The sequence below is a fragment of the Bacillus sp. LR_5 genome (assembly GCF_042709275.1).
On record NZ_JAVAXX010000012.1, the window covers coordinates 1 to 18482 of the forward strand.

Annotated in this window: 18 protein-coding genes and 3 pseudogenes; 5 read left to right on the forward strand and 16 right to left on the reverse strand. The window is 45.6% G+C overall.

What is annotated here, in order from left to right; translation table 11 throughout:
- Positions 1 to 45: 45 nt before the first annotated feature.
- Positions 46 to 459: a hypothetical protein gene (locus tag RAC86_RS04585; protein ID WP_072565575.1), complete on the forward strand. Its 414-nt coding sequence runs from the start codon at positions 46 to 48 to the stop codon at positions 457 to 459.
- A gap of 33 nt (positions 460 to 492) precedes the next feature.
- On the opposite strand, the gene fdhA is transcribed toward RAC86_RS04585, so the two are convergent.
- From fdhA to RAC86_RS04615, 6 genes are all read right to left on the reverse strand, one after another.
- Positions 493 to 1719, reverse strand: a complete 1227-nt coding sequence (gene fdhA / locus RAC86_RS04590; RefSeq protein ID WP_072565576.1) for a formaldehyde dehydrogenase, glutathione-independent — start codon at positions 1717 to 1719, stop codon at positions 493 to 495.
- 62 nt (positions 1720 to 1781) lie between these two features.
- The gene (locus RAC86_RS04595) at positions 1782 to 1952 is read right to left on the reverse strand and encodes a hypothetical protein (RefSeq protein WP_014115827.1); all 171 of its coding nucleotides are present in this window, start codon (positions 1950 to 1952) and stop codon (positions 1782 to 1784) included.
- A 112-nt stretch (positions 1953 to 2064) separates the two neighbouring features.
- Positions 2065 to 2310, reverse strand: coding sequence for a DUF2651 family protein (locus RAC86_RS04600; RefSeq protein WP_072565577.1), 246 nt, complete (start codon positions 2308 to 2310; stop codon positions 2065 to 2067).
- Between the two features lie 16 nt (positions 2311 to 2326).
- A complete protein-coding gene (locus tag RAC86_RS04605) occupies positions 2327 to 3487 on the reverse strand; it encodes a hypothetical protein (RefSeq protein WP_072565578.1) in 1161 nt (386 codons plus the stop codon).
- 10 nt (positions 3488 to 3497) lie between these two features.
- Positions 3498 to 4232, reverse strand: a complete 735-nt coding sequence (locus RAC86_RS04610) for a YiiX/YebB-like N1pC/P60 family cysteine hydrolase (RefSeq protein WP_072565579.1) — start codon at positions 4230 to 4232, stop codon at positions 3498 to 3500.
- Positions 4233 to 4387: 155 nt separating this feature from the next.
- Positions 4388 to 4858 (reverse strand): GNAT family N-acetyltransferase, encoded by a 471-nt coding sequence (locus RAC86_RS04615; protein WP_072565580.1) that lies wholly within the window; start codon positions 4856 to 4858, stop codon positions 4388 to 4390.
- A 110-nt stretch (positions 4859 to 4968) separates the two neighbouring features.
- On the opposite strand from RAC86_RS04615, the gene rapG reads away from it, so the two are divergent.
- Both rapG and RAC86_RS04625 read left to right on the forward strand, forming a co-directional pair.
- On the forward strand, positions 4969 to 6066 hold the full coding sequence (gene rapG / locus RAC86_RS04620) for a response regulator aspartate phosphatase RapG (RefSeq protein WP_061187135.1): 1098 nt from the start codon (positions 4969 to 4971) through the stop codon (positions 6064 to 6066).
- Positions 6067 to 6183, forward strand: coding sequence for a Phr family secreted Rap phosphatase inhibitor (locus RAC86_RS04625; RefSeq protein WP_061187134.1), 117 nt, complete (start codon positions 6067 to 6069; stop codon positions 6181 to 6183).
- Between the two features lie 35 nt (positions 6184 to 6218).
- Here RAC86_RS04625 and rocF read toward each other — a convergent pair whose 3' ends face one another.
- From rocF to rocD, 3 genes are all read right to left on the reverse strand, one after another.
- Entirely contained in the window at positions 6219 to 7109 is an 891-nt protein-coding gene (gene rocF / locus RAC86_RS04630) for an arginase (RefSeq protein WP_014115833.1), read from the reverse strand.
- Positions 7110 to 7183: 74 nt separating this feature from the next.
- On the reverse strand, positions 7184 to 8587 hold the full coding sequence (locus tag RAC86_RS04635; RefSeq protein WP_061187133.1) for an amino acid permease: 1404 nt from the start codon (positions 8585 to 8587) through the stop codon (positions 7184 to 7186).
- A 223-nt stretch (positions 8588 to 8810) separates the two neighbouring features.
- Complete coding sequence (gene rocD, locus RAC86_RS04640) at positions 8811 to 10016, reverse strand: ornithine aminotransferase (protein ID WP_072565581.1); 1206 nt, start codon at positions 10014 to 10016, stop codon at positions 8811 to 8813.
- Positions 10017 to 10256: 240 nt separating this feature from the next.
- Between rocD and rocR the strand changes: the two genes are divergently transcribed.
- Positions 10257 to 11645 carry an arginine utilization regulatory protein RocR gene (gene rocR / locus RAC86_RS04645; RefSeq protein WP_072565582.1) on the forward strand — a complete coding sequence of 463 codons (1389 nt, stop codon included), beginning with the start codon at positions 10257 to 10259 and terminating at the stop codon, positions 11643 to 11645.
- Between the two features lie 2 nt (positions 11646 to 11647).
- On the opposite strand, the pseudogene RAC86_RS04650 reads toward rocR, so the two are convergent.
- Positions 11648 to 12058, reverse strand: a pseudogene (locus RAC86_RS04650) (sensor histidine kinase); the annotation flags it as partial.
- Here RAC86_RS04650 and RAC86_RS04655 point away from each other — a divergent pair.
- Positions 12058 to 12204 (forward strand): annotated as a pseudogene (locus RAC86_RS04655) (PepSY domain-containing protein); the annotation flags it as partial. The pseudogenes RAC86_RS04650 and RAC86_RS04655 overlap by 1 nt on opposite strands.
- Here RAC86_RS04655 and RAC86_RS04660 read toward each other — a convergent pair.
- From RAC86_RS04660 to walK, 6 genes and pseudogenes are all read right to left on the reverse strand, one after another.
- Positions 12201 to 12330 (reverse strand): annotated as a pseudogene (locus tag RAC86_RS04660) (hypothetical protein). The pseudogenes RAC86_RS04655 and RAC86_RS04660 sit on opposite strands and share 4 nt — an antisense overlap.
- A 20-nt stretch (positions 12331 to 12350) precedes the next feature.
- A complete protein-coding gene (gene htrC, locus RAC86_RS04665; protein WP_061187129.1) occupies positions 12351 to 13556 on the reverse strand; it encodes a serine protease HtrC in 1206 nt (401 codons plus the stop codon).
- Positions 13557 to 13637: 81 nt separating this feature from the next.
- On the reverse strand, positions 13638 to 14432 hold the full coding sequence (locus tag RAC86_RS04670; protein ID WP_014115842.1) for an MBL fold metallo-hydrolase: 795 nt from the start codon (positions 14430 to 14432) through the stop codon (positions 13638 to 13640).
- A 21-nt stretch (positions 14433 to 14453) separates the two neighbouring features.
- A complete protein-coding gene (gene walI, locus RAC86_RS04675; RefSeq protein ID WP_014115843.1) occupies positions 14454 to 15296 on the reverse strand; it encodes a WalRK two-component regulatory system regulator WalI in 843 nt (280 codons plus the stop codon).
- On the reverse strand, positions 15283 to 16650 hold the full coding sequence (gene walH, locus RAC86_RS04680) for a WalRK two-component regulatory system regulator WalH (RefSeq protein WP_072566796.1): 1368 nt from the start codon (positions 16648 to 16650) through the stop codon (positions 15283 to 15285). Before walH ends, walI begins: the two co-directional genes overlap by 14 nt.
- Complete coding sequence (gene walK, locus RAC86_RS04685) at positions 16640 to 18475, reverse strand: cell wall metabolism sensor histidine kinase WalK (protein WP_064815423.1); 1836 nt, start codon at positions 18473 to 18475, stop codon at positions 16640 to 16642. Before walK ends, walH begins: the two co-directional genes overlap by 11 nt.
- Between the last annotated feature and the right edge of the window lie 7 nt (positions 18476 to 18482).

The following is an 18482-nucleotide window of genomic DNA, read 5'->3' on the forward strand; positions in this document are numbered from 1 at the left end:
CCGTATGTTAGTTTGGATGTAACCGATGTGTGGGGAGGTCTACATTTGCAGCTCAAATGGGTTTGGCTTTTTGTGATCATGTTGCTGCTTGCTGGGTGTCAGCCGTCTTATTGGGTGTTGGAGAAGGATCGAATCGGTGAAGGCAGTCCAGACTTAGAAATATACGTTACTTATCTCCAAATGCATGATGACGTGAAAGGATATCAAGTCTTCACCATTTCAAAAGGGAGAAAGATGGTTATTGTGTCTCTCGGAAGCAGCGAGAAAGATAAGAAGCTTGAGGTGTCAGACGTCAAATTCTCACCTAAAGAAACGATTGTAACTGTGAAACGAAAAACAGCTCCTACGGTAAATGAGAAAAACCCTTATATTTTGATTGGACTGGACAAAATCGCAGGGGAATTCATCGTACAGAATGAAACGGGAAACCGCTTTGAAGAAACAGATTACCAGCAATAAAGCCGGCGTTCTGAGAACGTCCGGCTTTTTCTTTTACTTCAATGTCCCATGCGGGTCGATGACGAATTTTTTGGCTGCGCCTTTGTCGAAGTCGCTGTAGCCTTTTGGCGCGTCGTCCAGAGAAATGACGGTGGCGTTGACGGCTTTTGCGATTTGCGCTCTGCCGCTCAGAATCGCTTTCATCAAATTGCGATTGTATGTCATGGCGGGCGTTTGTCCGGTGACGAAGGTATGGGCTTTAGCCCAGCCGAGTCCGAATCGGATTTTTAGTGAGCCTGTTTTGGCGTCCGCATCCTTTGCACCGGGATCTTCGGTCACGTATAAGCCTGGAATGCCAAGGCTGCCTCCGACCTGGGTGACGTCCATGATTGAGTTCAGCACGGCGGCTGGCGCTTCTCCTTGATTGCCGTGCCCAGATGCTTCAAAGCCGACACAGTCCACTGCGGCATCAACGGTTGATTCACCTAGTATTTGTTCAATTTGTTCGCCAAGGCGGTCGTGTTTTTGCACGTTAACCGTTTCACAGCCGAAACTTCTCGCCTGTGCCAGCCTGTCTTCGTTCAAATCGCCAACAATGACTGTAGAAGCGCCAAGAAGCTGCGCGGAGTGTGCAGCTGCTAAGCCGACAGGTCCCGCTCCTGCGATATAGACGGTCGATCCTGTTTGCACGCCCGCTGTGTACGCCCCGTGGAAGCCGGTCGGAAAAATGTCGGACAGCATCGTCAAATCGAGAATTTTTTCTAACGCCTGTTCTTTATCCGGGAATACCAAAAGCTGAAAATCGGCGTACGGTACCATGACGTATTCAGACTGGCCGCCGACCCAGCCGCCCATATCGACGTAGCCGTAAGCCGATCCCGGCCGGTCCGGATTGACATTCAGGCACACATGCGTTTTCTGCGTTCTGCACATCACACAGCGTCCGCAGGCAATATTGAAAGGAACGGATACGATATCGCCTTTTTTGATAAATTCAACATCACGCCCCGTTTCAATGACTTCTCCGGTAATTTCATGCCCGAGCACCAAGCCTTCAGGCGCCGTTGTGCGGCCTCTGACCATATGCTGGTCGCTCCCGCAAATGTTGGTTGTAATGACTTTGAGAATTACCCCATGCTCACATTTTCGATTCACATTCGCCTTCGGGACGCCGGGCCCGTCCTTCAAGATTAACTCCGGATAACCGATATCCTCCACCGCTACAGTCCCTTTGCCTTTGTACACAACCGCTTTGTTTCCAGTCAACGCCATTCCTCCCATTCATGTTTTTGGACTCTTCGCCCTAGCACATGACTTCGGTTCGGCATGACCCTTTCCCTGTTTTACGTTTGTTTTTTCTGCATTCTTAAAACAACAAAAATGCCAAGAGTGCAGCCGATAATGGTTCCGATGAGGTCAAACCAGTCCGCTTTTCCTCCATTCAGCAGGAACACAACAGCCGTCGAGATTATGCCGATGATCACTGCCAGAAGAATGACCCGTTTGGTGTGCATGTAATTCCTCCTTTACATTCGTTTCCTATACCTTACCCGCAGTTAATTGCAGACTCATACATATATATGTATCAAAGAAAAAGAGACTTCACCAGTCTCTTTTTAAGCAGCGCTAGTTGAAAAAACATTTCCTGAGAAATAATGTGACAACACTGGTTACTAACGCAATTGCCGTATAGAGTACAACCCAAAACATGAAAGAACTGTTGCCCGAAGCTAACGTAAACAACAATATCAAACTCGCGATAAGGACAATGAGCGGCGCCACCCAAAATCTCTTAAATAAAAAATGACCCGCTATACCAAATACACCTGCGATGATCGGAAAACCAAATAATAACACAGCGATGGCTCCCATACTAACCTCCTTGCCCTTAAAACCCCTTCATCACCTCAAAATCATACAGCTTCAAATGACTCTTCGGTGTCACGACATCCTTTACCTTCCTAATCTCTTTTTCTTTCACTTTCTTTCCGGTTTTCAGGCTGTATTGTTCAATGGTTGCAGGCTGGTTGTAGGTGTATGTGAAGAAATAGAGGCTGCTGTCTTTTAGGGTGATTTCTTTGAAATCAGCTTTCATTTTTTCCGGCGAAAGGTTGAATGCATTGCTTGTTTTTCCTGTCTTTGCATCGATTTTATATGCCTTTCCGAAGCCGTCAATGAAGTACAGGTACCCATAAGAGAAGAAGCTTTTTTTGAAGCTGAAGGGCATGGAGCTGTATATCGTTTGTTCGTCGTTTTTGTATTCGGCGATGTCATGAAGCTCTACTTTTCCGCTTTTCTTGTTGGTCTTGACCATTTGATAAAGATTGCGCGCCTTTTGGCCGCGAACAATGGCATAAACAGCTTGGTCGTCCACAGCAAGCTGGGATTCGACTGAGGCTCCTTCCCGGTACTGCCATTCTGTTATGGTGTGATAGGTGAGCTTCCTCTGATCTGCTTGAATCTGAAGGAGCTGATAGCCTTTTTCGTCATCTGTCGGAACGAGTGCGTAAATGGCGCCGTCATGAAAACCGGAGGCCCGGATGTAGGAGGGGATGATATCTTTTTTCCACTCTCCGTCCATCTGGCGGTACAGCTCTGAGCGGTATCCGTCTCCTTTTTTGTCGTAACCGGAGTTGTAGAGTGTGTAAAAGCCGTTCGTGTTTTGCAGAAAGCCCGCGCTGTCACCTGTGTGCTGATAGGCTCTTTTATAGGAGCGCAAGCCATTTTTGATCGTGAAAATCGTGTTTTTATCCTCCAGCATCACACTGTCGCCGTGTACCTTGGCTGACCCTAGCTCAAGGCCCTTCATCTTAAATGAAGACAGTGACCCGTCTTGGCTGATAAACAGGGCATAGCTTTTCCCGCCGCCAAATGCATCTTGATCCGCAGAGGATGAGAAATACAGCAGGACTTCTTTATCAACAAGAAAATCGGGGTCTCTGAGATCCTGCTGACTCACGGCTTTATGGCTTTTGAGAGGAGAAATGAAGACAAATAGTGCGACTCCTGCGAGAATCAGCATGGCAATGGTGATCATCCACTTTTTCATATCCTTCTCCTTAGTAAATGGTCATGATGGTTGTCGTATACGAAGAGCTTGTGATGTCGCGCGGATATACGCCTAAGCCTCCGTTGCTGTCTATATCAATGCCTGCTTTCAGTAAAAATGCAGACCATAGGAGCTTCGAACAGTTTTTCGCGCCGTCATGGCCGGTATTTCTATTATTGACGAAGTTAAATGAGTATGGGTCGCCGACTCTTGATACCGCCCAGTCGGCAGCGGATGTTTTCTGTGAAGAAGTGACATTGACTGTCTGTACGATGGAGTTATCTTCCACGTCTCTGGCATTATAAGCGATCTGCCTGACGCCGTCGCTCGGAACAGATTCAACAATTTTGTCAGCGGCGGAGTACATGCCGACGTGGCCATGATTGTAGTAGGCTGTGTAGGAGTTGGTGTAATAGATATTGCCTTTCGCGCTTGTCGGGAGTTTTTTCGTGCCGGATGATCCGCCCATGATGGACATGCCGCTTTCCTCAAGCCGGTCTCCTTCAGCTTTATCAGCTGTGATTTCCTTATAGAACTGTTCTAGAATAACGTCTTGCTTTACGTGCTGCTGTTTGGCAATCTGGCTGGCGGATTTCATGATCTCTTCCGGTGTCGTGCCTGGCTGCAGTGCGGCGATTTCTTCAGCATAGTTTGTGGTCTTTACGGCTTTGGCGGGAGAAGCAAACAGGCCGCCACACATTGTAAGCGCTACCAAAAACATTGACAACCGTTTCTTCAACTTCATTACATCTCCTCTTTTCTTGTGAATGTAGGAAAGGTGATTTCCTCACCCACATTATATTAGGAAAATAAGGAAAGTAACTAGGTGATTTACAGAATTTTTAGAAATCATTTACAGAAGTCTGTCCGCAAAAAAAAGCCTTTTTCAGGCCCTTTTTATTAAAGCTTCTTGCTCATGACCACGTCCGTTTCTTGAAATCCGGTCCGCTCATATAGCTTCCGTGCTGTGTGATTATGGGCAAAGACGTGGAGGGACAGCTTCCGGATTCCCATGCTTCGTGCCGTTTGTTCTAAAGCCGTTAATGCTTGCTTTGCGTAGCCCTTGCCACGGTACGGTTCATATAACCCGAAATCGTAAATAAACGCTTCCTGCTGCGGATGCTCCGGTTCAGCATGTATCCAGAGCCACCCAACGATTTCCTTTTCATTCAGCGTAAGGCTCCATAAATGATGATGGGGTGTTTCCAGCCCTCTCGGAAGCAGATCAGAAAAGGTCTGCTTAGACAAAAGCAATGCGTCTTCAGGCAGCCATGTTCCCGCCTTCACCTTTTCTTCCGCGTAATGCTTGGCCGTGTATGTGAGGTAAGACCGAAATTCTTCTGTCTGCATAGGGGTCAGCATGATTGTCATCTCATCTCTCCTTTATATATTGACTAGAGGATTTTACATAAAATAGAAAGAGGTGTTACTATCAGAATAAGCAACTGAGATTGATAAGTCACTAGAGAAAGGAGTTTCAAATGAATAAGATTGCACCCGCAGAAATCGCTAACATGCTCAACGATTGGTACCTTGCCATCAAGAAACATGAAGTTGAAGAGTCCTCCCGTTTATTTGAAGAAGTAAAGCCTTTATTGGATGACATGGAAGAGGATCAGGAGGTTCTTGCCTACTTCTCCTTGCTGGAACTGCGACACAAGGTTTTGCTTCACGAGGCGAGAGGACAGGGCTTTCAGCATGAGGAGCCTTCTCATATGAATGCTACGTCTGACATGCTGAAATATTACTTTTTTCTGTTTGAAGGCATGTATGAGGCCTATAAAAATAATTATGACATTGCCATTGGGCTGTATAAAGATGCAGAGCAGTATCTCGACAACATTCCCGATCCGATTGAGAAAGCCGAATTTCACCTGAAGGTCGGAAAGCTCTATTATAAGCTGGGACAAAATATTGTGTCCCTCAACCATACACGGCAAGCAGTTAAAACGTTCAGGGAAGAGACTGATTATAAAAAGAAACTGGCTTCAGCGCTGATCACCATGTCAGGCAATTTTACCGAGATTGGGCAGTTTGAAGAAGCTGAAACATATTTGGACGAAGCAATTCGGATCACGAGAGAATTAGAGGATCATTTTTTTGAAGCCCAGCTTTTGCATAACTTCGGCCTTCTTCATGCGCAAAGCGGCAAGTCCGAAGAGGCGGTCTCCAAATTAGAAGAGGCCTTACAGAACGAAGAATACGCCTGCTCTGCCTATTACTATCATTCTGTCTACTTGCTCATACGAGAGCTGTTTAAGATCAAAAAGAAAGAACAGGCCTTATCTTATTACCAAGATGTGAAGGAAAAATTGACTGCTGAGCCGAATAGAATATGTGAGGCAAAAATAGACATTTTGTATGCCATTTATGCAAAAGGAGGTCATGCGGAAACGTTTCACTTATGCAAACAATATATGGATGATTTGGTGTCCGAGAAAGAGTATGACAGTGTAAGAGAACTTTCCATTTTGGCTGGCGAACGGTATAGGGAATATGAGCTTTACAAAGAAGCTGCCCACTTTTTTTATGAAGCATTACAAATTGAAGAACTTATCAAACGAACGGAGGTTATATAAATGAAAAAATTTCTGATTGGTGCAGGCGTCGCAGCGGTGATTTTATCTGGATGGTTTATTGCAGATCATCAAACCCATTCACAGGAGATAAAAGTCGCTGAGAAAATGATTGGATAAATGAAAAACCCCCGCGGGATGCGGGGGTTTTCTTATTACAGCAACTTTTTCCCTAGCAGGGATTCTACGAGCTCTACTGCTGTTTGGCCAGTCTTGTTTTCGTGATCAAGAATCGGGTTGACCTCAACGAATTCAGCTGAGGTAATGATACCCGCGTCATACAGCATTTCCATAGCCAGGTGGCTCTCCCGGTAGCTGATGCCGCCCACGACAGGGGTTCCGACACCCGGTGCGTCGTTTGGATCAAGTCCGTCCAGATCAAGGCTGAGATGGACGCCGTCACATGCTGATAAATAATCAAGGGTTTCTTCGATCACCTTTGTCATGCCGAGACGGTCGATTTCGTGCATCGTGTACACCTTCATGCCGCTTTCCTTAATATACTTACGCTCCCCTTCATCAAGTGACCGGGCGCCGATGATGACGACGTTTTCCGGTTTGATTTTAGGTGCATAGCCTTCAAGCTTAACCAGTGACTCGTGGCCGATGCCGAGGCTGACGGCAAGCGGCATGCCGTGAATATTTCCTGATGGTGATGTTTCAAGTGTATTCAGGTCGCCGTGCGCGTCATACCAGATGACGCCGAGATTATCGTAATGCTTTGCTGTGCCTGCCAGCGTGCCGATCGCAATACTGTGGTCGCCGCCCAGGACAAGCGGGAATTTTTTCTCTTCGATGACTTTGTTGACCTTTTGAGCGAGCTTTTCATTTCCCGCCAATACGGAATTTAGGTTTTTTAATTCTTCATCGTTTTTGATCTTTTCGCGGCTGATCGGAATGTCACCGAGATCTTCAACCGTATAGCCCATGTCTGACAGCCTCTCGATCAAATGGGCGTACCGGATGGCACTCGGTCCCATGTCCACTCCGCGTCGTGCTTGTCCTAAATCCATTGGCATTCCAATAACCGAAATCGTTTTATCCATCTGTGATTCCACCTCAACATATAAGATAATGTCCTTATGCGGGTTATAACAAAGATGACTTGCGGACAACGTTTTTAAAGCTCTAGCTGACGATTTGCCTGCTGGCGTTTTTTAATGACGACATGATAAATGATGTAGCAAATGATCATAAACGGTATGCCGCAATACAGCGCGATACGCTGCTCTGGATCAAATGCAAGGCTGATGAGAACGACCGTATTTAACGTCAGGCCAACCAGCGGAAGCACCGGATACAGCGGTGTTTTGAATTTCAGGTCTTCTGTCTTGCCGCCTTCACGGATATATTTGCGTCTGAACATGATTTGGGAAAGCGAAATCGTAATCCAGCCGACCTGTGCGCTCATGCCCGCCAATGATAATAGCACCATATATACGGTTTCAGCCTGCGCAAATTTTGTCAGAAGTGACAGGCAGGCCACAGCCATCGTTACGATTAACGAGTACATCGGCACACCGCGTTGATTTGTTTTGCCCAGCGCTTTGAAGGCCTGTCCTTCATTCGCCATCGCGTACAGGATACGTGTCGATGCGTATAAACCTGAATTCGCAACAGATAAGAGTGCAATCAATATAACAAAGTTCATGATATCAGCAGCATACGGGATTCCGATTTGCTCAAATACGACAACAAACGGACTTTCCACGACTCCAGCCTGTTTCCACGGAATCATGCCGGCAATGACAACGATGGAAAGAACAAAGAAGACAAGTGTTCTCCATACTGTCTGTTTGATGGACCGCGGAATTGTTTTTTCAGGGTCTTCACTTTCTCCTGCTGCAACCCCGATCAGCTCAGTTCCCTGAAACGCAAAGTTCACGGTAATCATCGTAATCAGCATTGCCTTTATGCCGTTCGGAAATAACCCGTCTTCATAAAAATGTGTCAGAAACGGCGCCTGCTCTCCACCCTTCAGGTTAATCAGGCCAAACATGGCAGCTCCGCCGAGAATAATAAATAAAAGGATAATCAAGATTTTAATCCCGGAAAACCAAAATTCAGATTCTGCAAAGGCTTTCGCGGTTATCGCATTTAGTAAAAACATCAGTGCCGCAAATACAAGACACCAAATCCAGACCTCCACATGCGGAAACCAACGCTGCATCAGCTGTCCCGCTGATAAGAATTCAATAGCGCATGTAACTGCCCAGCCGAGCCAGTACAGCCAGCCGAACGCAAACCCGAAGGCCGGGCTGATAAATTTTGTCGCATAGGTCTGAAAGGACCCCGACACAGGAAAGGCGACCGCCAGCTCCCCTAAGCAAAGCATGGTCAAAAACATGATAAAGCCGCCCACTAAATAGGACAGAACCGCGCCGAGCGGTCCCGCCTGGTTAATGGTAAATCCGGTTCCAAGGAAGAAACCGGTTCCGATCACTCCGCCCAATGAAATCATGAACAAGTGGCGTGATTTCATTGTCCGTTGGAGCTGATTTCCGTTATCTTGGTTTGTATTCACATTCTGCACCCCTTCAGCAACTTGTATTGGATCTAAGCTGGAACATCTACATGGTGCATATCCCAGTTTGCTGTCCAAAGAGTCTCTATCTATTTAATATAAAATTCACTTCTTCTCATAAAGATACATTATACTAAAATACTGTAGCTGAGCAAATAGGGAGTGCTTATTTTTCTGTTGTAAATTTATACAAACGAAGTGAATATCCCGCCATGGTGCGGAATTATGCGTTTTGCAGCACGTGCTTAATTTTCTCTATCGCCCAATCTAAATCCTTTTTAGAAATGATTAATGGCGGTGCAAAACGAATGACTGTATCATGCGTTTCCTTGCATAAAAGCCCTTCTTCCTTCAAACGCTCACAATAAGGGCGTGCGGCTTCTGTCAATTCCACACCGATAAACAGCCCTCTGCCGCGGACTTCTTTAATGATAGGGTTGTCAATGCTCTCAAGTTCGCTTTTAAAGTATTCGCCAAGCTCAAGAGAACGATCCGCCAGCTTTTCATCCTCCAGCACTTCCAATGAGGCGATAGACACTGCACAGGCAAGCGGGTTTCCGCCAAATGTGGAGCCGTGTGAGCCAGGGTTAAACACGCCTAAGATCTCGCGGTCCGCCGCAATGCAGGAGATCGGGAATACACCGCCGCCTAGCGCTTTACCCAAGATGTACATATCCGGAACAATGCCGTCCCAGTCACAGGCAAACGTCTTGCCTGTACGTCCAAGACCCGTCTGAATTTCATCAGCAATAAACAGAACATTCTCTTCCTTACAAATCGACGCCGCTTCCTGCAAAAACCCTACAGGCGGAATGACAATGCCCGCTTCGCCTTGAATCGGTTCGAACAAGAATGCCGCTGTATTCGGCGTAATCGCCTGACGAAGCGCTTCCGCATCTCCGTACGGAATTAATTTGATTCCCGGAAGCATCGGGCCGAATCCTCTTTTATATTCCTCTTCAGAAGAAAGAGATACCGCCAGCATCGTCCGGCCGTGGAAGTTCCCGACACATGCGATAATTTCCGCTTGATTGTCGGCTACGCCTTTCACTTCATAAGCCCAGCGTCTTGCCGCTTTCACCGCAGATTCAACCGCTTCAGCTCCTGTATTCATCGGCAGAATCATCTCTTTGCCCGTTAGTTTAGCTGTTTTTTCGTAAAAAGGCCCAAGCTGATCGTTGTGAAACGCGCGTGATGTGAGGGTGATTTTATCAGCCTGATCCTTCAATGCCTGAATAATTTTCGGGTGTCTGTGACCCTGGTTTACCGCAGAATAAGCACTCAGCATATCCATATATTCATTGCCTTCCGGGTCCTTTACCCAAGCACCCAGCGCTTCAGAAATGACAATCGGGAGCGGGTGGTAATTGTTGGCTCCATAATGAGACGTCTGATCAATAATTTCTTTGGATTTAGATAAAGCTGGCATATTTGAATTCCCCCTTGTTTTCTGTTTCAACATGTTATCCTGCTTTCCCTTTTTATAAATGCAAGTTCTGTGCCAAATCAAGATTTCGTGTGTTTTCTACAAATTTCGTGGACAAGGTGCAAAAACATTCAGATATTTCGAGCAAAAATTTTAGCAAGTGCAAAATTCTTTTGCATATCCTCTCCATTCTTTTATAAAATAGAAGCAATATTAAGAAAATAATTGAGGGAGGTTCATACAGTGGTCAAAGACAGCGAGTTCCTCACGTTAGTGTTTCAAAGCATTTTGGATGAAATCGATGTTGGCCTGCACGTGGTAGACGAGCACGGAAACACGATCGTTTATAACAATAAAATGATGCAAATTGAAGATATGGAGAAGCATGACGTCCTGAATAAAAACCTGATGGATGTGTTTATGTTTTCAAAACAGCAGGACAGCACGCTTGTACAGGCCCTTCAGGAAGGCAAAACGATTAAAAACGTCAAACAGAGCTATTTCAATAATAAAGGGCAGGAAATTACGACGATTAATCATACATATCCCATCGTCAAGGACGGCAAGATCAGGGGCGCAGTCGAAATTGCCAAGGATGTGACAAAGCTTGAACGGCTGATCAGGGAGAATATGAACAAAAAAGGTAACACAACCTATACGTTTGACAGCATTCTCGGCACCAGTCCGGCCATTCAAGACGTCATCGAAAACGCCAAGCGGGCAACGCGGACGTCATCATCTGTCCTTCTCGCAGGCGAAACCGGCACTGGAAAAGAGCTGTTTGCGCAAAGTATCCACAACGGCAGCGATCGTTCAGGAGGCCCGTTTATTTCACAAAACTGCGCGGCACTGCCAGACAGCCTTGTGGAAAGCATTTTGTTTGGAACGAAAAAAGGCGCGTTTACCGGCGCTGTAGACCAGCCCGGCCTGTTTGAACAAGCGCATGGCGGCACACTGCTGTTAGATGAAATCAACTCGCTGAATCTCAGTCTTCAGGCGAAGCTGCTGCGCGCCCTTCAAGAACGGAAAATCAGGCGCATTGGTTCGACAAAGGATACACCGATTGACGTGCGTATTATTGCCACGATGAACGAAGACCCGATTGATGCGATTGCGGGCGAACGAATGCGGAAGGACTTGTATTACAGGCTAAGCGTCGTGACGCTCATTATCCCACCGCTTCGGGAACGAAAGGAAGACATTTTGCTTCTCGCGTCGGAGTTCATCCAGAAAAACAACCACCTGTTCCAAATGAATGTCGAACACATCAGCGAAGATGTGAAGCAATTTTTCCTATCCTACGACTGGCCGGGAAATATACGTGAGCTTGAGCATATGATCGAAGGCGCAATGAATTTCATGACGGACGAGCAAACGATTACGGCTTCTCATCTGCCCTATCAATACCGCATGAAAATCAAGCAGGCTGACATCCCGGAGCCTGAAACACCAAGACACCAGCCGGCCGCGGACTTAAAGGAAAAAATGGAGAGCTTCGAAAAATACGTGATTGAGAACGTGTTAAGAAAACACGGCCATAACATCTCGCAAGCTGCTCAGGAGCTTGGCATCAGCAGACAAAGCCTCCAATACAGGCTGAAGAAATTTTCTCAACCGCCTGCCGAATCATAACCCTATTCCGGCGCAGGAAGCCTGATCAGAAAAACAGTGCCTCTGCCGATTTCACTTTTTACTTCAATCGTCCCATTGTGGCTGTCGATAATCGACTTCGTAATGGCAAGCCCCAGTCCCGAACCTCCATATTTTCGGGAGCGGGATGGGTCTGCCCTGTAAAACCGGTCAAATAAATGCGGCAAATGCTCCGGCGCGATGCCTGTGCCGTTGTCCGCTATCATCAGCATAACGCCACCATGGTCTTTTTGCAGCGAGATGGTGATGGCGCCGGTTTTCTCATCTGTAAACTGCACCGCGTTGTAAACCACATTCAGAATGACCTGTTTCATCTTATCCCGGTCAAAAACGGCTTCAGCGTGATCCTCAAGCAGCAGCTGCAGTTTTCTTTCTTTCGCAAGCAGACTGAGCTGCGGCGAACAAATGCAAAGGTACAGTCAAGTCTTCTGCATTGAAGAAAGAGAACGGCATCTATGTGTACATCATTAAAATCACAGCCAGCAACCACACAGTACAAACCATTAAAGTCAATGCTGAAAACGGAAGCATTTACAGTTAACAGGCATTGCCTGCTGTTTCACGTGTAACATCCATCTTGTATTTTTCTTCATATTCGATATATCCTTGTTCAACTGAACGGGCGTGACCCCCGTTCAGTTTTTTTGCATAAAAAACAGTCTGGCAACGGTGCCAGACTGTTTTTAGCTAACTTCCTAATTGATCTGCGGAGGAAAGCTTGATGTCAACGGATTTTTCTTTACCGCTGCGGTAAAACTTCACCTTCACCCGGTCACCGACTTTTTTCTGATAAAGCCGTTTCCGCAGATCAACAATATCATTTACTTTGTATCCGTCAAATTCCGTGATGACATCCAGTTCCTTCAGCCCTGCTTTTCCGGCAGGTGAGAAGGCATCTACACCCATCACAACCGCTCCATTGGTGACATCCTTAGGAAGCTTCAATGTTTCATCCCAATGATAGCTTGCAATATCGCTTAGCGATTTCATCTCAATGCCAAGGAACGGACGTTTGACTTTGCCGTATTTCTCTAAATCCTCTATCACAGGGATCACAAGCTTAGACGGAATCGACAGGCCAATCCCTTCAACCGCCGATTCGGCAATTTTCATTGAATTGATACCAATGACTTTCCCATCCATATTTAACAAAGCGCCGCCGCTGTTCCCAGGGTTAATGGCCGCATCTGTTTGCAGGACTTCTGCGTTCCAGTCAGGCTGTCCGTCATCGTTTGAATCCACAGGAATTGCCCTCTCCGTACCCGAGATGACGCCCTGTGTGACAGAACCTGCAAACTCAAGGCCTAACGGGTTCCCGATTGCGATAACCGGCTCACCAGATTGGACTTTATCTGAATTACCGAAGTCGGCGACTGCTTTAATTTTATCGCTTTTCACCCGTAAAACGGCAAGATCCATCAGCTGGTCACTGCCGACAAGTTCAGCCGATACACGCGAGCCGTCTTTCAAGCTGATTTCAATTTGGGAAGCGCCCTCGATGACATGATGGTTGGTCACGACATAAGCAGAGTTGTCATTTTTCTTATAGATGACACCGGAGCCGCTCCCAGCCTCACCGCTCTCTCCCCAAATGTCTGATTTTTGGATGTTCACAACGCCGACAACGGCAGGCGACACATTGCTGACAATCTTGGTGACCGCATTGTTGACACTGACATTCACCGTCCTGATTGATTCCCGGCCATTGTTGTTGTTCTGCTGCTGATCTAAGGCACCCGTATCTAACCCTTCATTTGAAAAGTACGGCATGAGAAACGCCATTAATACGGCACCGACAATCACGCCAATCAGACTAGAAAGAAAATATCCTTTTTTGCTTCTCTTTGGCTGTTCAGGAGTAGTATGTTCTTCCTCACGATCGTAATCCACCATATTCCATCCTTTCCAAGAACGTTAATATGGTTATATTGTGGGTTAGAAGCTCCTATAATAGTCATGATTTACATAGAAAAATTATACAGCGCAAAGCGGAGTGGCCTTCTTCGGATCGGTGTCATACAAATCAAATGTCTCACCCGTCACAAATCCTTTAGTAGCCAATGTCTGCTGCACAGACATTCTCGCCAGCTCCTTCATGTTGTTGTCCTGGCTCAAATGCGCCAGGTATATACGAGACGTCTCGTCGCCAATGACATCAGTCATCGCCAAGGCAGCATCTTCATTGGAAACGTGCCCGACGTCACTTAAAATCCGCCGCTTAATGCTCCATGGGTATCTTCCCATTTGCAGCATCCCAACATCATGATTGCTTTCAAACACAAACACATTCGCTGAGCGGATGATGCCTTTCATCCGGTCGCTGACATATCCCGTATCTGTCATTAATGCGAGCTTTCGGCCGTTATAATGGAATACATAAAACATCGGTTCCGCTGCGTCGTGGGAGACGCCAAACGATTCGACATCAAGTCCGCCGAACGACTTCACCGTCTCCATCGGAAACACAAACTTTTGATCGGTGTCTATTTTGCCGATCTGATTCTCCATCGCTTTCCATGTCTTCTCATTCGCATAGATCGGAAGCTTGTACTTTCTGGCGACCACGCCGAGGCCCTTAATATGGTCACTATGCTCATGCGTCACAAAAATGCCGTCTACATCATCCAGCTTACGCCCGATTTGCGCCATTAGCCCGTCCATGGCTTTCCCGCTCAAACCGGCGTCCACCAAAAATGCGTGATCCTCTGTTTCAAGATAAAACGCATTTCCCGTACTCCCGCTCGCAAGTACGCTAAATTGCAAGCTCATGTTTGTCTCACTCCATTATTTTCATTGATCTGTATCTAAAATCGTACTCTCCAAAGCATTCACAGTAAAATACTCTTGTACTGTCTTTTTCTCGCCGTTCACTTTTTTATCGTACTCGACCGTAATTCTCCATACCGGCGCCAGCACCTGCGTACTTGTCAGCGGATATTGTGCAACGTAGCCGAATTTACAGCTCTTCACAGTGCTGTATTCTTTTAATTGATTTTGATAGTACAATAGCTCAACCGCATCCATTTCAGTAATTAAGCTTTCTTTCTGAATTTGCTTGAACGTCTCGAGCGTTGTCTGATCGTATGACACAACCTCGTTTTTAGCGTTTAAGTGCAACACCACTTGTCCGATCATATTAGAAGAATTATCGGTCTTCTGGTATATATAATCGCCTTCATACGTTTGGAAGAAAATAATTTCTTTCTTCGATTTGTCAACCTTCCAAAGCTTATATTTTTCACCATCTTGGATTTTCGAAGAAACAAGTGCCTGGGCATCGTCCTCGATATTCTTCTTTGATAGGGCGATCGGATTCGTAAACTTCATTTTCAGGCTCGTTACTTTATGATCATCACTAGGCATGTCCATCAAAGGCTTTTGATCCTTGAGTGCCTCAATTTCCTCCTTGGTAAAGGCCTTTTGATTTGCTGTGATCCGGTAGCCTTCTATTGCATCCTTATTCAGGCCTTCATACGTGATATGGTCGGCCTTCATGTCATGCTCGACATCATTTTTAATGACTTCATATTCTTTGCTGGTAGCCTGCCATTTTTGAAAAAACTGATAGCCTAAGAATATATCTAAAATGAGGAAGGCAACGATGAAGATTGATTTTGTCTTATTCCACTCCACTGTTTGCCCCCTCCTTCGTCAATAAGTCCTTTGTAATAGGCACCATTTTTCCGTTTATTTTCATCGCCCAAACTGGTTCAAGCTCAACTAGAGGGTCATCATTGGTTGATGTTGATACCAATTGATAAGCAAGGAAGATCTGATCAATTTTGTCCATATCATATTTGGTTTGTTTAGAAAGCAGCATCTTCACTTCGCTGCCGCTCATCAGCTCTGTCTCGCTTGTTTTGATCGGATTCGTTCCGAGACTGTAATTCGGCCGCTTATAACTAAGAATATCATCGTTCGCCCATTGCACCGTAATCGCCGATGTCGCTCCGAACGGTTTGGCGATGCTGTTAATGACCGGCATCTGATCCATAAAGATATAGAAGCTCAGCTGCTGGCTGTCATTGATATTGAAAAATTGATAGTTATCCGTCCAGCTTCCCGTATCCTCTAGGTATTTTTGGCTCTTTTTGATTAACTCACCTGTTTGATAAGAGGTGCTCTGGACTAAATTGCGCTGCTGGAATTGCACCTGGCGCTGGCTTAGATTTACATCTAAACGGCTGATCCCATCTGTCAGCACATTTCTGTTGTTGTAATTCGAATCTTCCCTTACAATGCTCGGATCGCTGAACAAAGCCTGCTTAAAGGTGTTTGTTTTAATTGATTCTGTGACAAACTCTTTTTTGTCCATCGTAAGCGGTTTGTTCGGCAGCAGGAACTCTTTCTTTGAGCCGATTGAGAACAAACTGTACGCCGGCATGTTTGATTGCCTGTTTTTCAAGTCGTTCATAATGTTCCGGTAGTTTGCCGATTCAACGGTCACTTCCAGAATGAGCTGTTTGCTGTAAGACACCAAATAAATTTTCTTGTTCGCTTTTGTTTCATTGAACGGAATCAGAATATGATCAAACGAACTGTATTCAAACGATTGATTGGACCATTTAAACAGCGTTTGGAAAATATCAATCGGAATCGTGTCATTGAATTGCAAATCAAGCTTCGCTTCATAACCGCCTATTCCATAAAACCAGCTCTTGAATCCAACCTTGTCATACTGATCAGAAATATCTTTAATTCCTTTTACATCCCAATGCGGCAAGTCAGACCAGACTTCTTCATAGAGGGTTTCATCACCCACTTTGTAATGAGCGCCGTCATCATGGATAAACATGTCCCTCGGCCTTACCGTTTCAGACAACTTTTGGGTGTTTTTTTCGATTTTATGTTTCTCACGCACAGTAGACTCTGTTGATGATGAGCCTTCAGAAAAGTTTGGCTGGAACGTCCATATCCCCCACGTAAACACAAGACTGATGATGACGAGTACCGTAAGTAATATCGTTTTTATATTTTCACGCTTCATCCCAATCATCCTCTTGTTCCTCTTTATATGGAAGAGTAAATGTAATCGTCGTGCCTTTTCCTTCTATGCTGTCCGCCCAAATATCTCCGCCGTGCGCCTGAACCATTTCCCTGGCAATCGCCAATCCCAGACCGGTGCCGCCGAGCTTTCTCGTTCTCGCTTTATCAACCCTGTAGAAGCGGTCAAAGACTTTTTCGACATCCTTTTTCGGAATTCCAATCCCTTCATCCTTGACGCTGATATAGAGGAGTTCTTCCTCTTCATTGACATCAATTGAGAATGTGACATGTCCGCCTTCCGGTGAGTATTTTAAAGCGTTGGAAATAATATTATCGAGTACCTGCGTAATTTTATCCTGGTCAATCTCGACGTACAGATTTCTGTCCGGCAGATTTCTGATAAATTCCACATGCTGCTCTTTTGTCATTTCAAAACGGTCAATAATAAGCGACATAAACCGGACAATCTGAATCCATTCCCGGTTAAATTGATAATCCTTGCTGTCAAATTTCGAAAGCTGAAGCAGATCATTGACAAGCCGGATCATACGCTCTGTTTCATTTTGCGTCACCATTAAGAAACGCGGGGCAATGTCTTTATTTTCCCACGCGCCTTCAGCTAACGCCTCTAAATAACTGCGCATTGTCGTGAGCGGCGTCCGCAGCTCGTGTGATACATTCGCAACGAATTCTCTGCGTTCTTGATCCATTTTCTCTTGCTCGGTTACATCGTAAATGACAGCGATTAAACCATCGATTTTGCCATGTTCCCTTTGGATCACAGAGAAATTCACGCGAAGCACCGTTAGTTGATCATCGCGCTCAATCTCAAGCAGCATAGAATCCTGCTGCTCCACTAAATCTTCAAATGTATAATTCTCTTGAATCCCCAGCAAGCTCGTAATCGGCATTTCTAAGGCTGTTTCACGTGAAACGTTCAACAACTCCAGCGCCGGGCTGTTTAAGAGAATAATCGCTCCGTTTCGGTTTGTGGCGATAACGCCGTCTGTCATATAGGCAATAACGGAGGCAAGCTTTCTGCGCTCTCCTTCTGTCATCGCCTGGGCATCTTCAAGCTCTCTTGTTAAGTGATTAAACGTAGTGGCGAGCTGCCCAATTTCATCATGCCCGTACTTTTTAACCTTCCTCGAGAAATTCCCTTTCGCAAGCTCCATCGCCTGCTTTCTCATATCCGAAAGCGGATGGGTAATGGTTCTTGCCAGAAAAATACCGAGAAGGGCCGTCAAAACAAGTGCCAAACCTGTGCCGGATGCCAGTATCGTGTTGATCGTCTTCATTTGGTTAAAGACATCTTCCATACTCGCGACAACATAGATCGCGCCGACAACCTCTTGGTTTTCAGTCATGACGGGCTTCGCGGAAATGAGAACTCTGATTTTGCTTTTCGGGTCATAATACTTTCTTAAATACGATTGTTTAGTAGAAAAAATTCTTTTAAAGATCAGATCGGTCGTTTGTTTCCCTGCCACTTCCTCACCATACGGCTTTGAAGAACCGACCACTTCATAGCTCTTATCTACAAAACTAATTTCCCGAACCTCATCACTTTTCGTGAAGTCATTCAAAATACGGCTGACATCATCCTTGATAACAGTGCTGTCGTTATCGCTTTTATATTCTTGTTCGATATAGTAAGAAAGGTTGTCGATTCGCTGATTCAACGATTGTTCATACGAGTTGATCAGCGACTTCTCTACCTGATTGACAAAATATACACCAATGATTTGCATTGCAATGATAATCAAAAGCACATAAATCAAGGTAATCTTAAATTGGATCGACCGAAAAAAACCAACCTTATTCATAGGGGCA

Coding starts and splice junctions, on each gene's coding strand:
- fdhA (WP_072565576.1), bottom strand. CDS start 1,719: ATGGGAGGAATGGCGTTGACTGGAAACAAAGCGGTTGTGTACAAAGGC.
- RAC86_RS04595 (WP_014115827.1), bottom strand. CDS start 1,952: ATGCACACCAAACGGGTCATTCTTCTGGCAGTGATCATCGGCATAATC.
- RAC86_RS04600 (WP_072565577.1), bottom strand. CDS start 2,310: ATGGGAGCCATCGCTGTGTTATTATTTGGTTTTCCGATCATCGCAGGT.
- RAC86_RS04605 (WP_072565578.1), bottom strand. CDS start 3,487: ATGAAAAAGTGGATGATCACCATTGCCATGCTGATTCTCGCAGGAGTC.
- RAC86_RS04610 (WP_072565579.1), bottom strand. CDS start 4,232: ATGAAGTTGAAGAAACGGTTGTCAATGTTTTTGGTAGCGCTTACAATG.
- RAC86_RS04615 (WP_072565580.1), bottom strand. CDS start 4,858: ATGACAATCATGCTGACCCCTATGCAGACAGAAGAATTTCGGTCTTAC.
- rapG (WP_061187135.1), top strand. CDS start 4,969: ATGAATAAGATTGCACCCGCAGAAATCGCTAACATGCTCAACGATTGG.
- RAC86_RS04625 (WP_061187134.1), top strand. CDS start 6,067: ATGAAAAAATTTCTGATTGGTGCAGGCGTCGCAGCGGTGATTTTATCT.
- rocF (WP_014115833.1), bottom strand. CDS start 7,109: ATGGATAAAACGATTTCGGTTATTGGAATGCCAATGGATTTAGGACAA.
- rocD (WP_072565581.1), bottom strand. CDS start 10,016: ATGCCAGCTTTATCTAAATCCAAAGAAATTATTGATCAGACGTCTCAT.
- htrC (WP_061187129.1), bottom strand. CDS start 13,556: ATGGTGGATTACGATCGTGAGGAAGAACATACTACTCCTGAACAGCCA.
- RAC86_RS04670 (WP_014115842.1), bottom strand. CDS start 14,432: ATGAGCTTGCAATTTAGCGTACTTGCGAGCGGGAGTACGGGAAATGCG.
- walH (WP_072566796.1), bottom strand. CDS start 16,650: ATGAAGCGTGAAAATATAAAAACGATATTACTTACGGTACTCGTCATC.
- walK (WP_064815423.1), bottom strand. CDS start 18,475: ATGAATAAGGTTGGTTTTTTTCGGTCGATCCAATTTAAGATTACCTTG.